Below are 24,020 nucleotides of genomic sequence, written 5' to 3'. Positions count from 1 at the left end.
TGGTCAGCAACAAGCTGACTAATTCACAGCGACTTTCTCGTATTCCAGCTCTTTTTGCACTTGAACAAACAACGCATCTGCGAACTTCTCGTACGCCTCTTTTTGATCTGATAGCCAGTCGTGCTTGTTGTAAATCGCCATTACGCCGACCAGCTCATGCCCGAGCATTTTTTCAGTCACGTGTGGCATGGTGCCCAGTTCTGAACAGGTGGTAGAAATACTGCGGCGGAAGTCGTGGGTTCGCCAGTGAGGTAGATTCAGGTTATCACGTAACCTTCTTATGTAGCGGTTTGCTGCGGATATGCTGATGGGCTTATGGAGGGATGCGCCAGGGAAAAGGTATTCATCATAGATGTTCATCAACCTTTCCAGCATCGGCTTGATGTGTTTTGGGATGGGTCTGCGAATGGTGTTACCCATTTTGCTGAGTTCTGGTGGTACCGTCCAAATGTCGTTGACCATATCGAAGTGTTCACGCTTGGCCAAACGAAGCTCTGATAATCGGTTACCCCATAACATTGTTATTAAATGCAGGTTTTTGGTCGTTGTTCCTGCTTTGCTGCGCTCAATCGCAATCCAAACTTTAGCAAGTTCAGGAAGCGATAACACCCGGTCACCGGCTTTGGCCGACTCACCAACGTCTTGTTGTCTGATTTTCTCAAAGTGCGTCCCATCAATAAGAAACTTGGATTTACAGAAGTTAAGACAAGCGCGCATTTTGGAAAACGCTGAGTTTGCCGTCTTTGGGTTCTTCTTGGCGATGTCATCGAACCAACGCATCCATTCTCGCGCAGAGATCTTTTCTACATCGACATCAGGAAAGGCATTGTAAAAGTAGTTGTTCGCCACCGAACGGTAGAGTGTCTGCGTCCCCTCTTTTTGAGTCGAGACTTTGTGCTCAAACCAGTAATCCAAACAATCTTTTAGGGTGAGAAAGTCGGTTTCACCCGTCATGGCTATCTCGGGGTTCCTGCCCTCTTCTTTCAGCTCAAGCATCCTTTTATGGATTTGCCTTGCATTCTTGAGGGTGGTTATCGGATACTTGCCAATACGGATGCGTTTGTTTTTACCATTAAACCTGCAGCGGTATTGGAAAGTGATGTTTGCTTTGGGCGATATCTTCGCTACTAAACCTTCACCGTCATTCAGTTCTGCCGGGCCGCTATATTCGCTTAGCTTTGTAATAGCTTTTAGCTGCTTGTCTGTAATACTCAAGTTATCTACCTTAAAAATTAGGACGCAGCACTTACAAAATTTGGACACATATTTGGACGCAAGTGCAAATGTAAAACGCGTTAAATACACAAAAACCTAATGAAAAGATAGCATAACAAACAACGCTAATCGACTGATTAACAAGGATAGTTTTGAAGAACAACGAACAAAAAAAGAATCCTATGAATAACTCAGAACAGCCGACATTCTTCTTCTTTGACTACGAAACTTGGGGAACAAACCCTGCAAAAGATCGTCCGAGTCAATTCGCTGGTGTTCGCACAGATGAAAATTTCAATATCATCGGCGAGCCTTTAGTTATGTATTGCCAGCCACCTGCTGATTACCTTCCTTCTCCTGAAGCTGCTTTAATTACTGGGATAACCCCACAAAAGGCGGTGCAGGAAGGTCTGCCTGAGCCTGAATTTATTGCTAAAATTCATGCCGAGTTATCCAAACCCAATACCACCAGTTTGGGTTACAACAGTATTCGTTTTGATGATGAAGTGACGCGTTACACCTGTTACCGCAACTTTATTGACCCATATGCGTGGAGTTGGCAGAACGGCAATTCGCGCTGGGATTTACTTGATGTGCTGCGCGCTTGTCATGCCCTTCGACCAGAAGGCGTTGAATGGCCAGAAAATGAAGAAGGCTTTCCTAGCTTCAAACTTGAGCATTTGTCTGTTGCCAACGGTATTGAACACAGCAATGCACACGATGCCATGGCTGACGTTATCGCAACGATCGAGATGGCGAAGAAAGTTAAAGCCGCTCAGCCTAAGTTGTTCGATTACTTCTTCTCCATGCGTCAAAAGCGTAAGCTGAATGAATTGGTTGATATCGTTAATATGACGCCTCTGATGCACGTTTCTGGCATGTTAGGACGCGAGTGTCAGTACACAAGCTGGATTGTGCCTGTTGCATGGCATCCGACGAACAACAACACGGTTATCACGATTGATTTAGCCAAAGATCCGCAACCTATCCTAGAGCTGTCTGCGGAAGAGCTGCACGAAAGGTTGTACACCAAGCGAGAAGATCTCGGTGATTTGCTGCCTGTGCCAGTTAAACTTGTTCACTTGAATAAGTGCCCTATTCTGGCACCAGCGAAAACACTGACGGCTGAAAACGCGGAGTCTATCGGCATTGACCGTCAACAATGCTTGAACAATCTGGCTCTGTTGCGTCAGCACCCAGAGATTCGAGAAAAGCTGATCAGCCTGTTTTCTGTTGAGCGCACATTTGAAAAAAGTGATGATGTGGATACTCAACTGTACGATGGCTTCTTCTCTCCGGCGGATCGCGCAGCGATGGATATTATTCGCGAGACCGACCCGAATAATCTGGCCGCTCTGGATATTGAGTTCGATGACAAGCGCATTAAACCACTGTTGTTCCGTTACCGTGCTCGAAACTTCCCTGGCACGCTAGACGAACAGGAACAAAGACGTTGGGCACAGCACTGCCGTGAAGTGTTTGAAAGCCAAATCGAAGAGTACATGCTGAATTTAGAAAACTTAGTTCACGAACATGAAAGTGACGAAAAGAAAATAGCACTATTAAAATCCGTTTATCGTTACGTAGAGAGCCTAGCCTCTTAATTTCTTACTTAATCAAGGGCACCGTCAGGTGCACTTGTCGTTTTTATATGCTGCCCAAATGATAAAAGATCGATTATTACAACTGACCCAATTGCTCGTTTCCCTCTTTCTTATCATGGGAGCACTTGGGATCGGAGTTACTATACAAAGATTTACTGACACTTCCGTCCCAGGCAGTGTTATCGGCATGATCCTGTTATTCCTTTCTATGGCAACCGGACTTGTCAAAGTTGAGTGGGTGAAAACTGGCGCAACTCTGTTTATTCGCTACATGATCTTATTGTTCGTTCCGGTTAGTGTTGGCCTGATGGATCACTTCGACATGCTTTTCGCCAACGCACTACCCATTCTTGCAAGTGCGGTTGGTGGCACCTTGATTGTGCTGGTGAGTCTCGCATGGCTGCTGGATTATCTGCTAAAGGAGAAACACTAATATGTGGATTTTACTCACTATTGTCGTTTTCCTTGTTGCACGTCAGATTGCGATTAAAGCGAACCACCCAATTGTTAACCCACTGCTTATTTGTATTGCGGTCATTATTCCGTTGTTGACCTACTTGAACGTGCCGTTTGACACTTACTACGCCGACAACGAAGTGTTTAGTTTCCTGCTACAACCAGCCGTTGTGGCGCTAGCTTACCCGTTATATGAGCAGCTTCCTCAGATCAGAGCAAACTGGCGCATCATTACCTTCGCTTGTGTTTTGGGTAGTGTGATGTCGATGATGACGGCAACTCTCATCGCCGTTGCTTTTCACACCGAGTTAAGTTTGATCGCGAGCTTGGTTGGTAAATCAGTGACCACCCCTATTGCGATGGAAATCTCCAGCCACCTTGGTGGTGAAGCGGCAGTTGCGGCGATTTTGGTTCTTCTGGTTGGCTTGTTGGGTGCGATTGTGGCTTACCCTATCTACAACCTTATTGGGATCAAACATCCTATTGCCCGAGGTTTAACCATGGGTACGGTGTCCCACGCACTGGGTACTGCGACGTGTGTTGAGAAACAACCAGCAGACGCGGCGTTCTCGTCTTTGGCGTTAGTGCTTTGCGGCATTATTACGTCGGTTCTGGCTCCGAGCTTTTTCGCTCTGGCTGTCTGGTTATATCAATAAGACACGGTTTTCGGCCTGCCTATCATCTGGGCAGGTCCTCCCCTATTCTCTCCAAGTCTCCCTCTATAGATTGAAATCCGTTCGCAAACTTACCTCTTGGACATGTAATAGAGCGACGATCAAAGCCTCATTACTTGGCGATATGTGTATGAGTTAATATAGTTAAGAGATCGACGTAACATTCAGCGCCTGTGCAATCGAATACATGTGTGACTTCACTCTAATTATGTAACGTGAATTTTAATTGCATTACTTTGCGTGATCTAAAGCACAGAACATTTTCCCACTTTGCATAGAATAACTGTCCATGCAATAACAAGGATTCAACATGAAAAGTCGCATTGAACAAGCGCTAGCAAGCGCACCTGAAGCACTTTCAAACCAACTTGCTCCTATCGTTTTAGCCGACGATTTTGATGCTACTCTTTCAGCACAGCAGTTTGAGCAGTTACTGTCTGCTACCGCTCTATCTGACAAAGAGCTGCGTGTTGCTCTGCTTCCTTTTGCCGCTGCTTATTCTTACGCGCCTATTTCTGAGTTTTATGTTGGTGCCATTGTTCGCGGGCTTTCTGGCCGTCTCTACTTCGGCGCAAACATGGAGTTCCTTGGCGTTCAACTTGGTCAAACTGTTCACGCAGAACAATCTGCAATCAGCCACGCCTGGATGAAGGGTGAACGCGGTGTTAAAGACATCACGATTAACTTTAGCCCTTGTGGCCACTGTCGTCAGTTCATGAACGAGCTGTCTACAGCGAAAGACTTAAAAGTCCAATTGCCAGAGCGTGAAGAAAAATCGTTACATGAATATCTGCCTGAAGCATTTGGCCCGGCCGATTTGGGTATCAAATCTGGCTTAATGGCAGAAGTTAAGCATCAGTTCGAATGTGATGAGAACGATGCGTTGATTCAAAAAGCCGTCGATGCGATGAACATGAGCCATGCTCCTTACACCAATAACCTGAGTGGACTGGCGTTAGAGCTTGCTGATGGTCGCGTTTTCCAAGGCGCTTACGCAGAGAATGCGGCGTTTAACCCTAGCCTTCCGCCTCTTCAAGTTGCTTTGATTCAGGTACTACTTGCGGGTGAAACCTTTGATAACATCAAAGCGGCCGCTTTAGTGGAAAATTCAGAAGGTAAGATCAGTCATCTTGCTGATACGCAATCAACGTTAGAAGCGTTGAATCCCGACATTCCACTAAGTTTCGTTAACGTGTAATTTACATAATGATGTCGATGAAAGCTCTACATGATGTAGAGCTTTTTTATTAGCAAAAAACCATACGCAAACGTTTGCTTTACGATAAAAATTCAGTATGATCCCCTGCAAATTCTGTCTCATCACTTTATTTTGTAAGGGAACGATATGTTCGGTACTGCAACCAGCGCAAACGCTACTCGTGTATTACTTTTAGGCTCTGGCGAGCTTGGTAAAGAAGTCGCGATTGAATGCCAACGACTAGGTCTGGAAGTCATCGCGTGTGACCGTTATGCGGATGCACCGGCGATGCAAGTCGCTCACCGCAGCTACGTGCTTGATATGTTGGATGGTCAAGCGTTAGAAGAAATCATCAATAAAGAGCAACCTGCTTATGTTGTTCCTGAAATTGAAGCTATCGCGACCGATAAACTGGTTGAGTTAGAAGAAAAAGGTCTGAATGTCGTTCCAACGGCAAAGGCGACTAAGCTTACAATGAACCGTGAAGGTATTCGTCGTTTAGCTGCTGAAGAGCTTGAGCTTACTACCTCCCCTTACCGATTTGCAGACAACTACAACGATTTCAAAGCCGCAGTTGAATTTGTTGGTATCCCTTGTGTAGTTAAGCCAGTGATGAGCTCATCTGGTAAAGGCCAGAGTGTCATTAAATCAGAAGCTGATATTGAAAAAGCATGGAACTACGCTCAAGAAGGTGGCCGCACTGGAGCTGGCCGTGTCATTGTTGAAGGCTTCATTGACTTTGATTACGAGATCACCCTACTAACCGTACGTGCGGTTGACGGCGTACACTTCTGCGCCCCAATCGGTCACCGTCAAGAAGATGGTGACTACCGCGAATCTTGGCAGCCTCAAGCGATGTCAGAAGAAGCCATCAAAGCAGCGGAATACACTGCGGAAAAAGTAGTGAATGCACTTGGCGGCTACGGAATTTTTGGTGTTGAGTTGTTTGTGAAGGGCGATAAAGTCATCTTCAACGAAGTTTCTCCTCGTCCACATGACACAGGTATGGTTACGCTGATTTCTCAAGAAATGTCTGAGTTTGCACTGCACGTGCGCGCGTTTACTGGTATGCCGATCAACCAGATCGTTCAATATGGTCCTTCTGCATCAGCGGTGATTCTTGGTCAAGGTACGTCAACAAACATTCGTTTTGACAATGTGTCTGAAGCACTGGCACAACCACAGACTCAAGTTCGCCTATTTGGCAAACCAGAAATCGACGGTCGCCGCCGCTTAGGTGTTGTTCTTACTCGTCGAAATAGTACAGAAGAGTCCGTTCAAGATGCGGTAGCAAATGCATCGAAGGTAAACATCGTTTACTAAGCCATCTTTTATCAACAAAAAAGCGCAGCTATTTAATAGCTGCGCTTTTTTAGTCTTTTCGTACACGTAGTCAGTCACTTACGCTGTTCGAAATCACTGAGCTTCAATCAAATACACTTCTTCAGAAAAACGACTTAAGCCTTGCTTAGCAATTTTCGGGTGATTCTCATCCGCTTCGTCCACGTTGAGACAAGTCACTTTGTAACCCGAGAATAACTGTTCGATTTCGTTTACTGGTACGCTAAATGGAGGTCCCGCCATTTCTTGCTGAGGGTAATTGAGTGTCACAAGCAGAATACGGCCACCCTGTTTAAGTAACTCTTTCAAACGTTCGGCGTACTCTTGTCTCATCTCCTGTGGCAGCGCAACCAAAGCCGCTCGGTCGTAAATGATATCGACTTGAGAAACCGGTGCCGTGAAAAAATCTCCGGTATAAATAGAAAGCTCATCAAACTGATACAACTCATGCATACCACTTAATGGCGTAACAGTTGGAGTATAAAAGTGCTCTGCAAAGAAAGCTCGCACTGCAATTTGGCTTAATTCAACGCCATTCACTTCATCATGTTTGGTCGCCAACCACACAAGATCTTCAGACTTACCGCAAAGCGGAACCAACACAGTGTCTTCACGCTTAGGGTTGGTGTGGTGCCAATGCTGAGGCAGTAATGGATTTACATCTTCCAAATGGAATCCGATTTTATTGCTGGCCCACTTATTGTGCCAAAATTCTGGGTCTCTCATTTTACTTTCTACTTATCGGCTGAATTACGTTTTGTGGAGTAAGACTAATGATTTTTTCGAATTTGTCTATGCCGTTCATCTTTCGTTAATCCTCAAATGCTACGATGCAATCACGATATACGAAATGATACTGACGTTTAATTAACAGAATAATGAAAATATAAATAGTGATCTAACGCATAATTCCACTGTAAACATGATAGTTAACCTTGGAATGTTTCAAAAGATCCCCATTTATTAATAACAACCTGATTTGCAAATCTTAGCGACTTCTTTGTCCCCATTTTCTAAGTGCAAGCAAGTTAAGGAGAGTGAATGAGCTTATTTTTACGTACAGCAGCATTGATGCTTTTGGTACTAAGCCGTGCACCTGCAATTGCCGCAATGCCTATTGCGCCAACAACGAGTGAACAGAATCGTTCTGCAAGTCAAAACGAGGTTTGTTCAAAACTCTTCAAACATAGCCTAAGTGGCTTATATGGCATTCAAACTATCGACTCAAATCCAACTCAGCCATACGCTGATTTTGATATTCTTTACTCCAAAGCTCACCAAGCTCAGTTCGAACTGGAAACCATCTGTAAAAGTACCGCCCTTCTCAACGACGCCCAACCTTACTTCGCTGGCGTAAAATCCAAACAACGTGCAGAGGAAAAAATTGCTTACGAACTGGATGGTCAGGTTGAACGCATTACCGATCTAGCACGTGCGACGATAGTTGCGGAAGATGTGGCAAGTTTGGTCTCTATCTATGAAACACTAGAGCGCGAAACAACTATCGTTAAAGTGAAAAACAGATTCAAAAAGCCGGGACCTTCGGGTTACCGAGATTTAAACTTACTGGTTCGTTTACCGAAAACAAACCTCATTGCAGAAGTTCAGCTCCATTTGAAAGCCATTGCGGATGTGAAGAATGGTCCTGAGCATGACCTTTATGAAAAAATTCAAAAGCTTGAACGTCAGGCAATGGCAGAAAAACGCCAGCTGACTGAATTTGAAACGGCAGCGATTCGAAGCATGCGAAGCCAAGCTAAGAACTTGTACCAGCACGCGTGGCAACCATACTTAACAACTCACTTAGAAGCGGCATAAAAAATTGCTTCTCTGAAAACAACAAACCACCGCAATGCGGTGGTTTTCTTTTGCATGCCGAAACGAAAATGCATGCACGACAAAAGACCACGACTAAGCGTGATCTATTTGGTTAGCTTACTGTTCTTTCTTAAGATTTTCTACGCGAGCTTTTAATTTCTGACCCGGGCGGAAAGTCACTACACGTCGAGCAGTAATTGGAATATCTTCACCAGTTTTCGGGTTACGACCAGGCCGTTCATTCTTGTCACGAAGATCAAAATTACCAAAACCTGACAGTTTTACCTGTTCGCCACTTTCTAGTGCCTTGCGAATTTCTTCAAAGAACACTTCCACCGTTTCCTTGGCGTCCCGCTTACTAAATCCCAATTTATCAAACAGGTTTTCTGCCAGTTCGGCTTTTGTGAGCGCCATAAAACTTTCCTCAAAGCTATGTTAAACAATGCTACTTAGTGTAGCGCCAGAGCAGTTTTACCCTACCAATTCAAGAACATATCGGGGTTACATCAGGAAGTGTATGACAAGCTTATGATTTTCGCCAACTTTTTTCTTTGCGAATAAATGGAATATGGCTGTATAAATTATTGTTAAATACCAACATTTTAACATTTTTTATTTAGAGAGTTCTTAAATACAAAACTCAACCAGTCAATTAAACCAATAATTTGGTAAAATTTGAAATAAAAAACCATTTAATAAATTTATCAGGTATAGGCTATTTTACAAACACCTGACATAGAACCTGTCGGTATTTCATTGATTTGTAAGTAACTAGGTACATAAACACCTGATAAGAAGTATGACCACTTACCAGCAGTTTTACTTTTATAAAGCTTGATAAACGCCAAGATTCTCACTGTTTTACGATGACTCACTAATCAAAGGTTGTTAGTGTGAACCTAGATTCATTACTTAACGAAACAATCACATCTTTTACCTTTAATTAAAGTGCGGTCATGATTAATCAAGTCATCAATATTCTTTTTCCCGTCTTAGCTCTTGTCGGCGTCGGCTATTTAGTCGGTCGGCATATCAAGCCAGATTTTCGCCCAATCAATCGAATCAATATTGATGTCTTTACGCCTGCGCTGGTGTTTTCGTCTCTGGTCAGCATGCCGCTCGATGCGGAACAAGGCCCTCTTCTTTTTGCTGCGATTGTTGCGGTTCTCGTCCCCGGATTGGTCATGATACCGATCTGTAAAGCGACCGGATTAACTTTCAAAGCCTGGGCACCACCCCACATGTTTCGCAATAGTGGCAACTTGGCTATCCCACTATTTACTTATACGTTCGGAGACGTGGCGCTTTCTTCTGCCGTCTTACTGTTTGTTGTATCGGCCTGTCTGCACATTAGTTTAGGGGTGATGCTTCTCAGCAGTGGCAACCCGCTGAAACAGATCATAAAAATGCCAATCTTTTTATCGGCTTCACTTGCGCTGGGCCTGAACTTGTCAGGAATTGGCGCTTGGGCACCGCTTTATGAAGCGACGGCATTATTAGGTCAGGCCGCAGTACCGGTAATGTTGCTCTCTCTCGGGGCACAAATGTGCAACTTACGATTGGATGGTCTGCGAGTTGGCGTGATATGTACGGTACAATCGCTGACCACAGGAGCGGTTGCCTTTGCGCTTATCTATTGGTTTATTCCGTTACCCACAATGCAATTGCAGATGATGGTACTTTTCACCATGTTACCACCTGCGGTTATGAACTATTTATTTGCAGAGAGACTCAATATAGAACCGATGAAAGTGGCGTCGATGGTGTTGTTTGGCAACTTTTTCAGTGTCTTGACCCTGCCCCTTCTTCTCTCTTATACGTTGTCGCTCTCTTAGCGTTGAGATTAGTTAGCTCAACGATAGTGCAGTTTCGCAGGAAGAATCAGATGCTCGGCTTTACGATCGGGTGAACCTATAGATGCCGTTGCTTGCTCAAATAACGTTTTAGCGATGAGCTCGCAATCTTGTTCGATTGAATCAATGTTGATCGGTAAGCAATCTAAAATCGGTGAGTTATCGAACGTTGCTATTTTCACATTAGCATTCAATAACTGATGCTCAGACATATAACGCAAAACACCTTCGAGAATCGAATACGAAGCGACAAATATGCGAGTTGGCAAACGCCCAATATTCTGGTGGATTTCCTCAATCATGGCGTAACCGGAGTCGGGTTGATAATCTTTGTGTTTCACTAACTCCGTATCCAACTCCACTCCAGCGGCTAACACAGCCGCCTGATAACCAGAGAATCGATCTTTACTCGGAGAGAGCTCTAACTGTCCGCCTAAATAAGCACATTCTTCCGCTTGCTGACACAGCTTCTCTACCAGTTGCTTAGTCGCGTTATAAGCATCCGTTTTTATCGTCGTTAACGGCGTGGCGTCGAAAATACGGTCGAACACCAACACGGGTGTTTGCTCGGTGACTTTGCGATAAAAGGTATCTTCAGTCATAGCCGTTGCCACCATTAGCAAATCGACTTGCCTTTCTAGCAGGCTTTTAACTGCCGCTTTTTCTTGTTTCGGGTTGTCTTCAGAAGAGGCGATTAAAAGCTGATAACCATGGCTACGCGCCAGCTTCTCCAAAAACTTCGCTGTCGTAGCAAAGCCCATATTGGCCAAATCAGGAATAACAAGACCCAGCGTGTAGGTACGGTTTGCCTTTAAAGCGCGAGCGTATAAGCTCGGAGCGTAATTGTGTTCATCTACCACAGCTTGAACACGCTTTACGGTCTCTTCATTAATACGATGTTTCTTCGCATGACCATTGAGGACAAAGCTAACGGTGGACTTTGAAACTCCAGCGAGCTCAGCGATATCTGCTAACTTTAGTTTTTTCTTCTTCACCTTACCCTTCCGAGATGAGTTTCGCTCTGGCTATTTGGATTTGACACATCGGCGGTCATCATACCGATGAAAACGTCGAAAACCATCACTTTTAGTATCTTGGGACTAAGGCTGCATTGTCGACTCGCGGCGTAGATCACAATCAGGATCATTTTTGCTTCTGATAGGTCAATTTCCATTGATTAGCTAAATCGTTTTAGCTAAAAATACTCTCAGTGAAATTAAGAAGTTTAAGGTAAGAATGATGAGTACGATTTGGGTGACTGGTGATGCCGTGGTTGATTTGATTCCGGATGCCAACGACACATATTTGAAATGTCCTGGCGGTGCACCTGCTAATGTCGCAGTTGCTATCGCACGATTGGGCGGCAAGGCTGCATTTTTTGGCCGTGTGGGGCTTGATCCTTTAGGTCGATTTATGAAGGAAACGCTGACCAACGAATCCGTCAATACCGATTTTATGCTGCTTGACGAGGCACAACGAACGTCTACCGTCATTGTAGATCTGGATGATTCTGGTGAGCGTAGCTTTACCTTTATGGTCAAACCAAGTGCTGATCAGTTCTTACTTCCTACAGATATTCCTTCTTTCACGAAGGGAGACTGGCTGCATGTGTGTTCCATCGCTCTGGCAAACGAGCCAAGCCGCAGCAGTACTCTAAAAGCAATGCGAGACGTTAAACAAGCCGGTGGCTTTGTTAGCTTTGATCCTAACCTTCGAGAGGAGGTGTGGGCGAACCCAGAGCAACTGAAACCTGTGGTTCACCAAGCCATAGAACTGGCAGATGTCGTCAAGTTTTCAGACGATGAGCTACTTTTCTTAACCGATACCAGCTCTTTAGAAGAAGGCTTAGAGGCGGTCAAAGTTTACAATAATACTCTCATCTTAATCACTCAAGGTGCGAAAGGCGCACTGACCGTCTTTGAAGGAGAGCAAAAGCTGATTGCTGGACAAGCAGTAAAACCAGTCGATACGACGGGTGCTGGCGATGCGTTTGTCGGTGGTTTGCTGGCGAAATTAGCTCAGCATACTGAATGGGAGAATAAAGAGGTTATTCACGCCGCGGTGACATGGGCGAATGGTTGCGGCGCGTTAGCCACAACTCGAAAAGGCGCAATGACAGCATTACCAACTCAGGATGCCCTCATCGATTACATCTAGATTAAAGAACAATCTGCCAATAAAAAAATCCCCGCAAGTGCGGGGATTTTTTGCAACCATTTCTAGCTTTGACTAAAAGGCGCTTTCATCGGTTTATAACGGCGGAATGTCGCTGTTTTCTCTTCGCCTTGAATCGAAATTTTCGTCGCATCTTTATCCGTGAATACACGGGACGTCATTACCGCTGCACCACCGTTTACGAACACTTCAAGCGAAGAATTATCGGAAAGAATACGAAGTTCAATACGCTCACTCGCCAGTGGCAGCTCACGAATCGTATCTTGGGCACGATTAAGTGTTTGTGAACGATCCATTATCAGACGTCGGTTGTCTTCATCCGCTCGTAATACGAATTTCTGCGCGGTGTTTTCAAATAGATTTAGTTCGTCGCCCCAATCTAACGTAACCGTCAGATCAAAGGACTTAGTCCCAATATCCACGCCATTCGCATCCAATTTGATCTCAGAAGAAGACTCAATCAAGGATTCCATTTCAAGAATAGGCCACTGGTATAACGCACCATCCCGATACGACAGCTCTCTCATCGCAGTAAGCTGGTGTACCCAACCGTTATCGGTGCTTGGCTGATCCACTTCGTCGGGCAACCCCATCCAGCCACACATTACACGTCTGCCATCTGGAGTTTGCATACTTTGCGGTGCGTAAAAATCAAAACCGTAGTCTAAATGCTGAAAGTCACCCATTCTCAAGCCATCACCATCAACCCATTGCGCTTTCACAATTCCATTATGATGAGGAATGGTGTTGTGTTCAGAGAATGAAGGAATACCCTGTGGGCCAATAACGACAAACAATTGTTCATTCAACGTAAACAAATCCGGGCATTCCCACATGTAGCCAAAATCACCCATCTCTTCACCAAATAAACCAACGAACGCCCATTGATACAAATCTTCAGACTGGTAAATAGCCAGACGCCCTTTCAGCTCTGTTGTCTGTGCACCGAGCAACATTAGCCACTTATCGTTATGACGAACGACTTTTGGATCTCGAATATGTGGGGTGACATTAAGTGGCAGAGCGTCAATGACGGGGCCATGCTTGGTGAAGTTCAAACCATCGCTAGAGGTCGCTAAACATTGGGTCGTTTGTCTGTCCCGCTCTTGCCCTATACGGGTATTTCCGGTGTAGAACAGCATCAACTCTTTCCCCTGACTTAATGCGTGTCCAGAAAACACACCGTGGCTGTCACACCAAAGTGAAGGCGTCAAAGCGACGGATTGCCATTCCCACTCCACCAAGTCTTGGCTCGTTAGGTGCACCCAATGTTTGTCCTTGTGTTCACAGCCATAAGGAAACCATTGGTAGAACAGGTGATAAGCACCATCATGATAAATAAACCCGTTGGGATCGTTGAGTAACCCCTGCGGTGGAGAGATATGCCATGATGGGCGATATTCGCACTCAACAGGCTGCTGTAAAACAGAAAAACGTTTAGATTGCTGGGCCGCAATATCTTCCCCCACTTTGAGCAACATCTCTGTGGTCAAGCTCTCTGGACGGGAGAATGTTAACTGAGTCTCTCCCTGAATCTGATCTCGGGCTTTTATCAGTTCAGAATCCTGAACTAAATGCTTATCCCGGACTTCTATCATAAGGTCTTTTTCTGTAAGCAGAGTACGGGTGATATTTTCAATACCGCCACAAACAGCAAAGTATGGTGCTAAAGACATCAGTTTACCTAAACAGTTAAATTGGGAACGTTTGCAAAATTAACATAGCATCCATTAATTTCCTAGTTTTCCACATATTTTAAGTAGCCATAGTTGAGGTAGGTCTTGTTTTTAGACCCGATAAAGTCCATTAAACGCCATTATCTTCACTTTTAGTTGGGAACGTTCCTTATTTGTCATGCTCGTTTATTTTGATTTACTGACTGAAAGTATAAAAAAACCCTGCCGAGTTGGCAGGGTTTTTAAACACTCTAATTAGAGAAGAGTTGCGATACGCTTAGTCACGTAGAGTTGCACCAAACTTCTCAGATACGTGAGCAACGATAGCTTCTACCGCACCCGCGATGTCTGCATCTTCAAGCGTGCGCTCTACTGATTGTAGAGTCAGAGCGATTGCAAGGCTCTTCTTACCTTCTTCAACGCCTTTACCTACGTAAACGTCGAATAGTTTCGCATCTTTCAGGAATTCGCCACCCTGCTCTAGGCAAGCATTAACAATGTCACCTGAAGCAATTGCGTCATCCACTACTACCGCGATATCACGACGGTTTGAAGGGAACTTAGAAAGCGCGACTGCTTCTGGAATCACTTTAGCGTTAATTGCAGACCATTCGATTTCGAATACGATAGTGCGGCCGTTTAGACCAAACTTACGCTCAAGCTCTGGGTGAACCGTACCGATTACACCAACTTCTTTGCCATCTACGATGATTGCAGCAGATTGACCAGGGTGAAGTGCAGGATGCTTAGCTGCTGCGAAAGAGTACGCTTTTTCGTTAGCAGATAGCTCAAGAATCGCTTCTAGATCACCTTTAAGATCAAAGAAATCAACTGTGTTAGTTTCGATGTCCCAGTGCTCTTCGCTACGAGTACCAGCGATAACACCTGCTAGCATAGGCTCTTGACGCATACCGTTTTCAGCAGATTCACATGGGATGAAACGCAGACCGTATTCGAATAGACGAACGCGTGGCTGTTGACGTTTCTGGTTGTGAACAACCGTGTTCAACAGACCTTGGATAAGACCAAGACGCATTGCTGACATATCTGCTGAAATTGGGTTTGGAAGCACTAGCGGCTCAACACCCGGAACGACCAGTTTTTGTTGCTCAGGCTCAACGAAGCTGTAAGTAATTGCTTCGTGGTAACCACGGTCAACAAGAAGATCACGAACGCGTTTAAGTGGAAGATCCGCTTCAACGTGGTTGTGCATCTTAAGCGCTGCCGCTGGGTGCTGGTTTGGAATGTTGTCGTAACCGTAGATACGGCCAACTTCTTCAATCAGATCCTGCTCGATTGCGATATCGAAACGCCATGTTGGAGCAATAGCAACCCAACCTGCTTCACCGTTTTCAAGAACAGAAGCTTCAACCGTTAGACCAAGACGCTCTAGGATTTCTACAACGTCAGCATCTTCGATGTGGTGACCTAGTAGGTTGTCTAGTTTCGCGCGACGTAGTGCTACTTTGTTTGGCTTAGGCAGGTCTGCTTCAGACTCAACCGCAACAACAGGAGCCACTTCACCGCCACAGATTTCAACAAGAAGTGCTGTTGCACGCTCCATTGCGCTTGCTTGAAGTGCGTAATCCACACCACGTTCGTAACGCATTGAAGAATCAGTATGCAGACCGTAGCTACGTGCGCGACCACGGATGTGGTCAGGTGCAAAGAATGCACACTCAAGTAGGACGTCTTTAGTTTCTGATGTTACACCAGAACCTTCGCCACCAAAGATACCAGCAATAGCAAGTGCTTTGTTGTGGTCAGCGACAACTAAAGTATCTGCGTTTAGTTCTGCTTCGCTACCGTCAAGAAGTGTTAGCTTCTCGCCTTGCTCAGCCAGACGAACAACGATGCCACCTTCGATCTTCGCTAGGTCGAACGCGTGCATTGGTTGGCCTTGCTCAAGCAGTACGTAGTTCGTGATGTCTACTACAGGGTCGATAGAGCGGATACCACAACGACGCAGTTTTTCTTGCATCCAAAGTGGAGTTTCAGCTTGAACGTTTACGTTCTTAACTACACGGCCCATGTAACGTGGACACGCTGCTGGCGCTTTTACGTCGATTGATACTGTATCTTCAATAGATGCAGCAACGGCTTCTACTGCAGGTTCAGTTACGTCAGCGCGGTTAAGTACGCCTACTTCACGAGCCATACCACGGATGCTGAAACAGTCAGCGCGGTTTGCTGTTAAGTCTACGTCTACCGTTACGTCGTTTAGACCTAGGAATTCGCGGAAATCAGTACCGATCGCTGCGTCTTCTGCCAGTTCCATGATGCCGTCTGATTCTACGTCGATACCTAGTTCAGTAAATGAACAAAGCATGCCGTGAGATGGCTGACCACGTAATTTTGCTTTCTTGATTTTGAAATCACCAGGAAGCACTGCGCCTACTGTTGCAACTGCAACTTTTAGGCCTTGACGACAGTTAGGTGCACCACAAACGATGTCCAGAAGTTCTTCTTCGCCCACATCGATTTTAGTTACGCGTAGTTTGTCTGCATCTGGGTGTTGACCACATTCAACAACGTGACCAACTTTAACGCCAGTGAATGAACCCGCTACAGGAAGAACGTCGTCTACCTCAAGGCCGGCCATTGTAATTTGGTGAGTTAGCTCGTCAGTAGTAACCGCAGGGTTTACCCACTCACGAAGCCATGATTCGCTGAATTTCATGTTAATGAACCCTCTGGATTACTTGAACTGTTTTAGGAAACGAAGATCGTTCTCGAAGAACGCACGCAGGTCGTTCACGCCGTAACGAAGCATCGTCAGACGCTCAACACCCATACCGAATGCGAAACCAGAGTATTTTTCAGGATCGATGCCTACGCTACGTAGTACGTTCGGGTGAACCATACCGCAGCCTAGAACTTCTAGCCATTTGCCGTTTTTACCTTTCACGTCTACTTCTGCTGAAGGCTCAGTGAATGGGAAATAAGATGGACGGAAACGTACTTCTACTTCCTCTTCGAAGAAGTTACATAGGAAATCGTGCAGAATGCCTTTCAGCTGAGCAAAGTTTACGTTCTCATCAACCAGCATACCTTCCACTTGGTGGAACATTGGCGTATGCGTTTGGTCGTAGTCGTTACGGTATACACGGCCCGGAGCGATGAAACGGAATGGTGGTTTACCATTTTCCATCGTACGGATCTGTACGCCTGACGTGTGAGTACGAAGCATCAAATCTGGGTTGAAGAAGAAAGTATCGTGATCAGTACGCGCTGGGTGATCAGCGGCAATGTTTAGCGCATCGAAGTTGTGGAATGCATCTTCGATCTCTGGACCAGACTCAGTGTTAAAACCAAGTTCGCCAAAGAACTTCTCAATACGTTCTACAGTGCGAGTTACTGGGTGTAGACCACCATTTTCAATACGACGACCTGGCAGGGTTACGTCGATGGTTTCAGCAGCTAGTTTTGCTTCAAGCTCGGCGCGTTGTAGCGCGTCTTTACGAGCAGCGATTGCTTGCTGAACGGCACCTTTCGCTTTGTTGATCTCTTGACCAGCTTCACGGCGCTCTTCTGGTGGTAGTTTGCCTAGGCTTTGAAGCTGAGCAGTTAGCTCACCTTTCTTACCTAGATACTGAACACGCACTTCATCAAGTGCGACTAGCGATTCGGCAGCTTCAATTGCAGTGCTTGCGCTAGCAATGATCTCTTCTAGATGTTGCATCGTTTCCTCATCTACCTGTTGGTAGTATCCATAAGGGAGTGATTGGTTTTTTGATAGCTGTACATAGTAGCCAAACCAGACACCAATGCCAAATTGAATTACGAAAAGAAGAGGTTATTGAATAAAAAGAACACAAAAACGCAAAAAAAGCAGTGTTGTTATTAAATTGAGCCGAATTCATCTGAGTTGATTACGGAAAATGAAACTCGAACAACGCGTGATTTTCACAAAGAACAACTAATCAAAGGGAAACCGTAAACATTCACGGCGAGAGTATTTCGAAGCTGCAGCAAGATACCGCTACTATTTCAAACCAATGTCTATTTCAGACATCCCATGGTTTAAGAAATAGTAGAGATACCAACAAGCGAAGAATAGTTAGATAGATAAGCTCGGCTTTTCACCCGCGGATGCAATCGCATAGCGAATGTCGTCAATAAAGTGCGTGTTTGTCTCAGTAATGCCATCAGAGAAGGTCACTGGCTGATGCGGGCCAGCCAATACGACGACGTTGGTGAAATCCGAAACATCATAGTTCTCTGCGACAACATTCTTTGAATGGAAATCAAGCACTGTCTTGGCGACAATATCTTCAAGCTGTAAAAGCTGCTCTTCAGTGATCTTCATCCTTGCCAAAGCAACACGAACACAGTTCTCAGCGGCAATGGCCTGCTTTTTAATGATTTCTGTGTATTTATCGTTAAGCTTCGAGTTCTCAGCATAGCTGTAAAAAAGCGGACCATGCAGGGTAATATTGTTCTCTTCATCAACATAGACGAGATCCAACAACTCAAGAGCCTTGAGATAATCAGACATGCTCTGTTTAGACAGCTCATATTTTTTCTTCAAAATAGAGTAACCGTCTTTACCACGTAGCATCCTTAACTCACGATAAAAGTCGTAAAGGTGTGGGTATTGGAAAAACACTTCATCTTGAGTGCGGCTGAAGTAGTCTTCGTCTTCACCTTGAAGCTGGTCTGCTAGCTTTTGCAGTTCATCTAACGTGCAATCAATGGCTCTGCAGTATTCGAGTAATTTATCTAGAGCTAGGTTGGTACTGGTTAAATGTCTTTTAAAAGTGGACAACGGCATGCCCATTTTTTCAGATAGCTCTCGATATGTTAGCCCTTTTGTCTTAATCGCTTGTCTTAAAGCGGCTAGCAAATACTCGGGAGTCAAATCTCTCATCTACGATTCCTTTTTGGCAAAGTTACAGCTGCACAACATTTGTAACAACTTAGAATCACTCAGCTAGTGAATAGTTCATATTTTTATCATAAAAATATGAATTAATATACCGCCCCTTACATTCGCATGACAAATGGCACATTGAAAAATGCTGTTGATTTCATTATTCCCATCAAATCTTATTGATAATAAAAACAAATAAATTCAGCATTTATTTAGACACTTACAACATTCCGTTCATAAACTTCAGAATGTTACACCATAGAAATTATGCCATTTCAGAATGTTACACTTTACCCACCCAAAACAGCAAATGAATAATAATTCACACTACGTGCAGTAAAATACAATTTATCAATCTAGGGGAAATTGCCAGCGGCCCCTCCCCTTTACGACATTGAAACCGTGGACTTTGGTAAAATCATCATCGACTTGGATTAACCTACTATGACAAGCGCAGAATTTAGCAGTTGGACCGAGTAATGGCTTTCACCTGCTCACAGACAAGTATGGTATGACAGCTGGAGAGAAGATAAGAGCATTAGAGATAAGGGAATTGAGAGAAATATGAGGGATTGGCTTTTAGAGGCAATAAAAAAGGAGAGCTAATGCTCTCCTTTTCTTAAACCTAAACTGCTAATTAAAGAGCAGCTTTCGCTTTTTCAACTAGAACTGCAAATGCAGCTTTGTCGAATACTGCGATGTCCGCAAGGATCTTACGGTCGATCTCGATAGATGCTTTCTTAAGACCGTTGATGAAACGGCTGTAAGATAGACCATTTTGACGAGATGCCGCATTGATACGTGCAATCCAAAGTTGACGGAATTGACGTTTCTTAGCGCGACGGTCACGGTAAGCGTATTGACCAGCTTTAGTAACTGCTTGGAAAGCTACGCGGTAAACACGTGAACGCGCACCGTAGTAACCTTTAGCTTGTTTTAGAACTTTCTTATGACGTGCACGAGCTTGTACACCACGTTTTACGCGAGGCATTATGCTTCTCCTAAACTAAACGATTGATAACTATAAAGAATTAAGCGTATGGCAACATACGGATTACTGCAGCCACTTCACATTTAGGAAGGATTGCATTTGGACGTAGTTGACGCTTGTTCTTAGTAGTACGCTTAGTCAGGATGTGACGTTTTGTAGCGTGCTTGTACTTAATACCACCAGCAGTTTTCTTGAAACGCTTAGCAGCACCTTTGTTGGTTTTCATCTTAGGCATGATGAATAACTCCGCATTGTAGTAGTTTAATAAACAATGTAATTAGGGCGAACAAAACCCAACCGCTAACCTTCTATTCAAAGGGAATCGGCTAGGTTTTAATTACTTTATGAGCCGTTAATTACTTCTTTTTAGGGGCTAGCACCATGATCATCTGACGACCTTCAATACGGCTAGGGAAAGATTCAACTACAGCTAGTTCTGCAGTGTCTTCTTTCAAGCGGTTTAGAACGTCGACACCGATGTCTTGGTGTGCCATCTCACGGCCACGGAAGCGAATTGTTACCTTCACCTTGTTGCCTTCTTCTAGGAAACGCACCAGGTTGCGTAGTTTTACCTGGTAGTCTCCAATATCAGTTCCAGGTCGGAATTTTACTTCCTTGATCTGAATCTGCTTTTGCTTCTTCTTCTGCTCTTTCGCAGCCTTGCTCTTTTCAAAGAGGAATTTACCGTAGTCCATCACACGACAAACTGGCGGCTCAGCGTTAGGACTAATCTCAACAAGATCCATACCTGCTTCTTCAGCAGCAGCAATCGCTTCTTGGATCGATACAACACCAACTGATTCACCGTCAGCGCCTGTTAGTCGAACTTCACGAACGCCACGAATTTCACCGTTTAAACGGTGTGGGTTTTGTTTTACCGGCTGTTGGCCGCGTCTTCCGCCTTTAATAGCTTATTCCTCCAGATTGAGCTTACGGCTTGAAATCTCGTCTTGGATGTAAGAGATAAAATCATCCACCTTAAATTTACCGAGATCTTTACCTTTACGAGTACGCACTGCAATTTCGCCAGCTTCCATTTCTTGGTCACCAACGACAAGCATATACGGTACACGCTTCAAAGTGTGTTCGCGGATTTTAAAGCCAATCTTCTCATTTCTCAAGTCCGCTTTAGCTCTAATTCCACTTTTTTGTAATTTTTGTACTACTTCTTGAACATAATCTGACTGTTTATCAGTAATATTCATAAGAACAGCCTGTTCTGGTGCCAACCAAGTTGGGAAGAAACCAGCATATTCTTCGATAAGGATACCAATGAAACGTTCTAGGGAACCTAGAATTGCACGGTGAATCATTACCGGAACTAGACGTTCGTTGTTTTCACCTACATAAGTTGCACCTAAGCGACCAGGTAGGTTGAAGTCTAACTGAACCGTACCACACTGCCATGCACGATCTAGACAGTCGTATAGCGTGAATTCAATCTTAGGACCGTAGAACGCACCCTCGCCTTCTTGAATCTCGTATGGAATTTCCATTGATTCTAGAGACTGTTTCAATGCTTCTTCAGATTGATCCCAGATTTCATCAGAACCTACACGTTTTTCTGGACGAGTAGACAGTTTCACTACGATGTTGTCGAAACCAAATGTTTGGTAAGTATCGTAAACCATCTTAATACAGCTTGTTACTTCCTCTTGGATTTGGCTCTCTGTACAGAAGATGTGAGCGTCATCCTGAGTAAAGCCACGTACACGCATGATGCCGTGTAGTGCGCCTGATGGTTCGTTACGGTGACATGAGCCGAACTCTGCCATACGTAGCGGTAGGTCACGGTACGATTTTAGACCTTGGTTAAAGATCTGAACGTGACCTGGACAGTTCATTGGCTTGATTGCGTATTCACGGTTTTCAGAAGAAGTCGTGAACATCGCATCTGCGTATTTGTCCCAGTGACCAGAGCGTTCCCAAAGAACACGGTCCATCATCAGTGGGCCTTTTACTTCCTGGTAGTCGTACTCATTCAGTTTGTCACGAACGAACACTTCTAGATCACGGAAGATAGACCAGCCATTGTGATGCCAGAACACCATACCCGGTGCTTCTTGCTGCATGTGGAACAGGTCTAGTTGCTTACCGATTTTACGGTGGTCACGCTTCGCAGCTTCTTCAAGGCGAGTTAGGTGAGCCTTAAGCGCTTTCTTATCGTGGAAAGCCGTGCCGTAAATACGCTGAAGCATTTTGTTGTCGCTGTTACCACGCCAGTAAGCACCCGCAACATTCAATAGCGTGAAATGTTGACAGAAGCCCATGTTAGGAACGTGAGGGCCACGACACATGTCGATGTATTCTTCATGGTGGTAAAGACCAGGACGATCATCACGAGATACGTTTTCGTCTAGGATTTCCACCTTGTATGGTTCGCCACGTGATTCAAACGTATCACGCGCTTCCTGCCAGCTTACTTTTTTCTTAACAACTTCGTACTTGGTCTTCGCCAGTTCTTTCATACGCTTTTCAATCTTCTCAAGATCTTCTTGCGTTAGAGACTCGTCTAAGTCGATGTCGTAGTAGAAGCCGCTATCGATGGTTGGACCGATCGCCATTTTAGCTTGTGGGTAAAGCTGCTTTAGAGCGTGACCAAGAAGGTGCGCACATGAGTGACGAACGATTTCCAGACCGTCGACTTCATCTTTTACCGTGATGATCTCAAGGCTTGCGTCTTCTTCAATTAGGTCACACGCATCAACACGGTTACCGTTAACACGACCAGCGATAGTTGCTTTTGCAAGACCAGGACCGATCGATTGCGCAACTTCCATTGTAGATACTGGGTTGTCAAATTGACGCTGACTGCCGTCAGGAAGAGTAATAATAGGCATGCTATGTCCTTTACAGTGGTGTTGCATACCAAGCAACACATGTTATTCAAATTTAGAAGCTATTTGTTGGAAAATAGTTGAATGCGATGAAGGTCTCTCGGTAATACGAATACCGGACCATTATCGGAAGAGCAGATTGTACCTAGCTCACAATTAGAATGCAAAGAGCGATTTACTCTGTCATTTAATCTTCACCCTTCGGTCGCTAAACACAAGCAAAAACAGTTAACACAAAGAAAAGAAAATAAAAATCGGAAACCAGAATGTGAATTTAACACTATATTTACATTAATGAGTCATTTCCGTTTAGGTATTCATATGATCAAAATGAGATGGCATCCTACCCTATTTTGCACTGTTGTATGTTTCTCAACCCCTGCATTGGCCGCCAATGACTTTTATGGCCCGCTCCGCGCCTACGCTCAATCACCGATACAATCGGTTAGCCACACTAATTACTTACGCTCAGGATTTAGTTTGCCTTCAGATTACATTGAAGGTTATGCATCGGCCACAATAGCCAGTGTCTGGGCTCATACGGATGAGTACGCTTTAGATTATTACCATAATCAGGTCGAGGTTGGTGGAAAATGGCAAATCAGCAGCCGCTGGCAGTGGGAGCTCAACTATCGCTGGGTATTTGAAGCCGATAACCATCTGGATGGTCTTACTAGAAAATTCCATGATTTATTTAGTATCGACCAAAATGGACGAGATGAAGTTGGCAAAGGCCGCTCTTACATATCAATGCCCCAATACGGCGTTTTTGAGGACGACTTTAGCAGAGAAACCATCACCAATAATATTTCCACTTACGTCCAATACCAGATATTTCAAAGCAAACAGCATGGCCTGTCGCTTGGTGGCAGCCTTTATTACGACAAGGTTACTCACGGCACTTTTAAAGGAAGCAGTTTTGAACAGGGTTTTCAGGTCAACTATAGCTATCTGAATAGCGACCATGCCATTTATTCAATGATCGGAATGACCTTTCGTCCTGACGACCGTGCAATGCTCAACTTACCCTATCGAAAGAACACGGCTGCAATTTCAGCAGGCTATCGTTACTCCCTTGCCGAAAATCACCATATGATCATTGAGTACCACTGGTACCAAGGTTCAGCTGCAGGCCCGAACGAATTTGCCGATGCTGCCAAAGAGATTAAAGTTGGCTATCGCTACCTAATGCAAAACTCTGCTTTGGAGCTCATCGCTATAGAGAATGTGGGAAACATGGACAACAGTACCGATATCGCATTTACGATTGGCTATCGGTACTTATTTAGGCCGGGATCAGACAGCTAAT

At 44.7% G+C, this 24,020-nt stretch carries 21 protein-coding genes; 9 read left to right on the top strand and 12 right to left on the bottom strand.

Annotation, left to right across the window (positions count from 1 at the left end):
* Positions 1 to 18: 18 nt before the first annotated feature.
* Positions 19 to 1,215: a site-specific integrase gene (locus VEJY3_RS06425; protein ID WP_014231628.1), complete on the bottom strand. Its 1,197-nt coding sequence runs from the start codon at positions 1,213 to 1,215 to the stop codon at positions 19 to 21.
* A gap of 182 nt (positions 1,216 to 1,397) precedes the next feature.
* On the opposite strand from VEJY3_RS06425, the gene sbcB reads away from it, so the two are divergent.
* From sbcB to purT, 5 genes are all read left to right on the top strand, one after another.
* Positions 1,398 to 2,819 carry an exodeoxyribonuclease I gene (gene sbcB / locus VEJY3_RS06420; protein ID WP_014231627.1) on the top strand — a complete coding sequence of 474 codons (1,422 nt, stop codon included), beginning with the start codon at positions 1,398 to 1,400 and terminating at the stop codon, positions 2,817 to 2,819.
* Positions 2,820 to 2,877: 58 nt separating this feature from the next.
* Positions 2,878 to 3,252: a CidA/LrgA family protein gene (locus tag VEJY3_RS06415; RefSeq protein WP_020333045.1), complete on the top strand. Its 375-nt coding sequence runs from the start codon at positions 2,878 to 2,880 to the stop codon at positions 3,250 to 3,252.
* A 1-nt stretch (position 3,253) separates the two neighbouring features.
* Positions 3,254 to 3,931: an LrgB family protein gene (locus VEJY3_RS06410; protein ID WP_014231625.1), complete on the top strand. Its 678-nt coding sequence runs from the start codon at positions 3,254 to 3,256 to the stop codon at positions 3,929 to 3,931.
* Positions 3,932 to 4,259: 328 nt separating this feature from the next.
* Positions 4,260 to 5,147: a cytidine deaminase gene (gene cdd, locus VEJY3_RS06405; protein ID WP_014231624.1), complete on the top strand. Its 888-nt coding sequence runs from the start codon at positions 4,260 to 4,262 to the stop codon at positions 5,145 to 5,147.
* Between the two features lie 147 nt (positions 5,148 to 5,294).
* Positions 5,295 to 6,470 carry a formate-dependent phosphoribosylglycinamide formyltransferase gene (gene purT / locus VEJY3_RS06400; RefSeq protein ID WP_014231623.1) on the top strand — a complete coding sequence of 392 codons (1,176 nt, stop codon included), beginning with the start codon at positions 5,295 to 5,297 and terminating at the stop codon, positions 6,468 to 6,470.
* A gap of 93 nt (positions 6,471 to 6,563) precedes the next feature.
* Here purT and VEJY3_RS06395 read toward each other — a convergent pair whose 3' ends face one another.
* Positions 6,564 to 7,214, bottom strand: coding sequence for a thiopurine S-methyltransferase (locus tag VEJY3_RS06395; protein ID WP_014231622.1), 651 nt, complete (start codon positions 7,212 to 7,214; stop codon positions 6,564 to 6,566).
* Positions 7,215 to 7,529: 315 nt separating this feature from the next.
* On the opposite strand from VEJY3_RS06395, the gene VEJY3_RS06390 reads away from it, so the two are divergent.
* Positions 7,530 to 8,306 carry a phosphoribosylglycinamide formyltransferase gene (locus tag VEJY3_RS06390; RefSeq protein WP_014231621.1) on the top strand — a complete coding sequence of 259 codons (777 nt, stop codon included), beginning with the start codon at positions 7,530 to 7,532 and terminating at the stop codon, positions 8,304 to 8,306.
* Positions 8,307 to 8,423: 117 nt separating this feature from the next.
* Here the strand turns inward: VEJY3_RS06390 and ihfA are convergent, their stop codons facing one another.
* Positions 8,424 to 8,720, bottom strand: coding sequence for an integration host factor subunit alpha (gene ihfA, locus VEJY3_RS06385; RefSeq protein ID WP_005462650.1), 297 nt, complete (start codon positions 8,718 to 8,720; stop codon positions 8,424 to 8,426).
* Positions 8,721 to 9,262: 542 nt separating this feature from the next.
* On the opposite strand from ihfA, the gene VEJY3_RS06380 reads away from it, so the two are divergent.
* Positions 9,263 to 10,141 carry an AEC family transporter gene (locus VEJY3_RS06380; RefSeq protein WP_014231620.1) on the top strand — a complete coding sequence of 293 codons (879 nt, stop codon included), beginning with the start codon at positions 9,263 to 9,265 and terminating at the stop codon, positions 10,139 to 10,141.
* Positions 10,142 to 10,158: 17 nt separating this feature from the next.
* On the opposite strand, the gene VEJY3_RS06375 is transcribed toward VEJY3_RS06380, so the two are convergent.
* A complete protein-coding gene (locus tag VEJY3_RS06375) occupies positions 10,159 to 11,154 on the bottom strand; it encodes a LacI family DNA-binding transcriptional regulator (protein WP_014231619.1) in 996 nt (331 codons plus the stop codon).
* Between the two features lie 244 nt (positions 11,155 to 11,398).
* Between VEJY3_RS06375 and VEJY3_RS06365 the strand changes: the two genes are divergently transcribed.
* Entirely contained in the window at positions 11,399 to 12,316 is a 918-nt protein-coding gene (locus VEJY3_RS06365; protein ID WP_014231617.1) for an aminoimidazole riboside kinase, read from the top strand.
* A 62-nt stretch (positions 12,317 to 12,378) separates the two neighbouring features.
* On the opposite strand, the gene VEJY3_RS06360 is transcribed toward VEJY3_RS06365, so the two are convergent.
* The 8 genes from VEJY3_RS06360 to thrS form a co-directional block, all read right to left on the bottom strand.
* Positions 12,379 to 14,010, bottom strand: coding sequence for a glycoside hydrolase family 32 protein (locus tag VEJY3_RS06360; protein WP_014231616.1), 1,632 nt, complete (start codon positions 14,008 to 14,010; stop codon positions 12,379 to 12,381).
* Positions 14,011 to 14,287: 277 nt separating this feature from the next.
* On the bottom strand, positions 14,288 to 16,690 hold the full coding sequence (gene pheT, locus VEJY3_RS06355; RefSeq protein WP_014231615.1) for a phenylalanine--tRNA ligase subunit beta: 2,403 nt from the start codon (positions 16,688 to 16,690) through the stop codon (positions 14,288 to 14,290).
* A gap of 18 nt (positions 16,691 to 16,708) precedes the next feature.
* The gene (gene pheS / locus VEJY3_RS06350) at positions 16,709 to 17,692 is read right to left on the bottom strand and encodes a phenylalanine--tRNA ligase subunit alpha (RefSeq protein ID WP_014231614.1); all 984 of its coding nucleotides are present in this window, start codon (positions 17,690 to 17,692) and stop codon (positions 16,709 to 16,711) included.
* Between the two features lie 378 nt (positions 17,693 to 18,070).
* Entirely contained in the window at positions 18,071 to 18,880 is an 810-nt protein-coding gene (locus tag VEJY3_RS06345) for a helix-turn-helix domain-containing protein (RefSeq protein WP_014231613.1), read from the bottom strand.
* 640 nt (positions 18,881 to 19,520) lie between these two features.
* Positions 19,521 to 19,874: a 50S ribosomal protein L20 gene (rplT, locus tag VEJY3_RS06340; RefSeq protein WP_004727974.1), complete on the bottom strand. Its 354-nt coding sequence runs from the start codon at positions 19,872 to 19,874 to the stop codon at positions 19,521 to 19,523.
* 40 nt (positions 19,875 to 19,914) lie between these two features.
* On the bottom strand, positions 19,915 to 20,109 hold the full coding sequence (rpmI, locus tag VEJY3_RS06335) for a 50S ribosomal protein L35 (RefSeq protein WP_005377932.1): 195 nt from the start codon (positions 20,107 to 20,109) through the stop codon (positions 19,915 to 19,917).
* 121 nt (positions 20,110 to 20,230) lie between these two features.
* Positions 20,231 to 20,719 carry a translation initiation factor IF-3 gene (infC, locus tag VEJY3_RS06330; protein WP_308507400.1) on the bottom strand — a complete coding sequence of 163 codons (489 nt, stop codon included), beginning with the start codon at positions 20,717 to 20,719 and terminating at the stop codon, positions 20,231 to 20,233.
* A gap of 66 nt (positions 20,720 to 20,785) precedes the next feature.
* Positions 20,786 to 22,714: a threonine--tRNA ligase gene (gene thrS / locus VEJY3_RS06325; RefSeq protein WP_014231611.1), complete on the bottom strand. Its 1,929-nt coding sequence runs from the start codon at positions 22,712 to 22,714 to the stop codon at positions 20,786 to 20,788.
* A gap of 318 nt (positions 22,715 to 23,032) precedes the next feature.
* On the opposite strand from thrS, the gene VEJY3_RS06320 reads away from it, so the two are divergent.
* Entirely contained in the window at positions 23,033 to 24,019 is a 987-nt protein-coding gene (locus tag VEJY3_RS06320) for a DUF3187 family protein (protein ID WP_041170214.1), read from the top strand.
* Position 24,020: the final 1 nt, after the last annotated feature.

The organism is Vibrio sp. EJY3, from assembly GCF_000241385.1.
Taxonomy (GTDB): domain Bacteria; phylum Pseudomonadota; class Gammaproteobacteria; order Enterobacterales; family Vibrionaceae; genus Vibrio; species Vibrio natriegens.
This window is presented reverse-complemented; position numbering and strand designations above follow the sequence as displayed.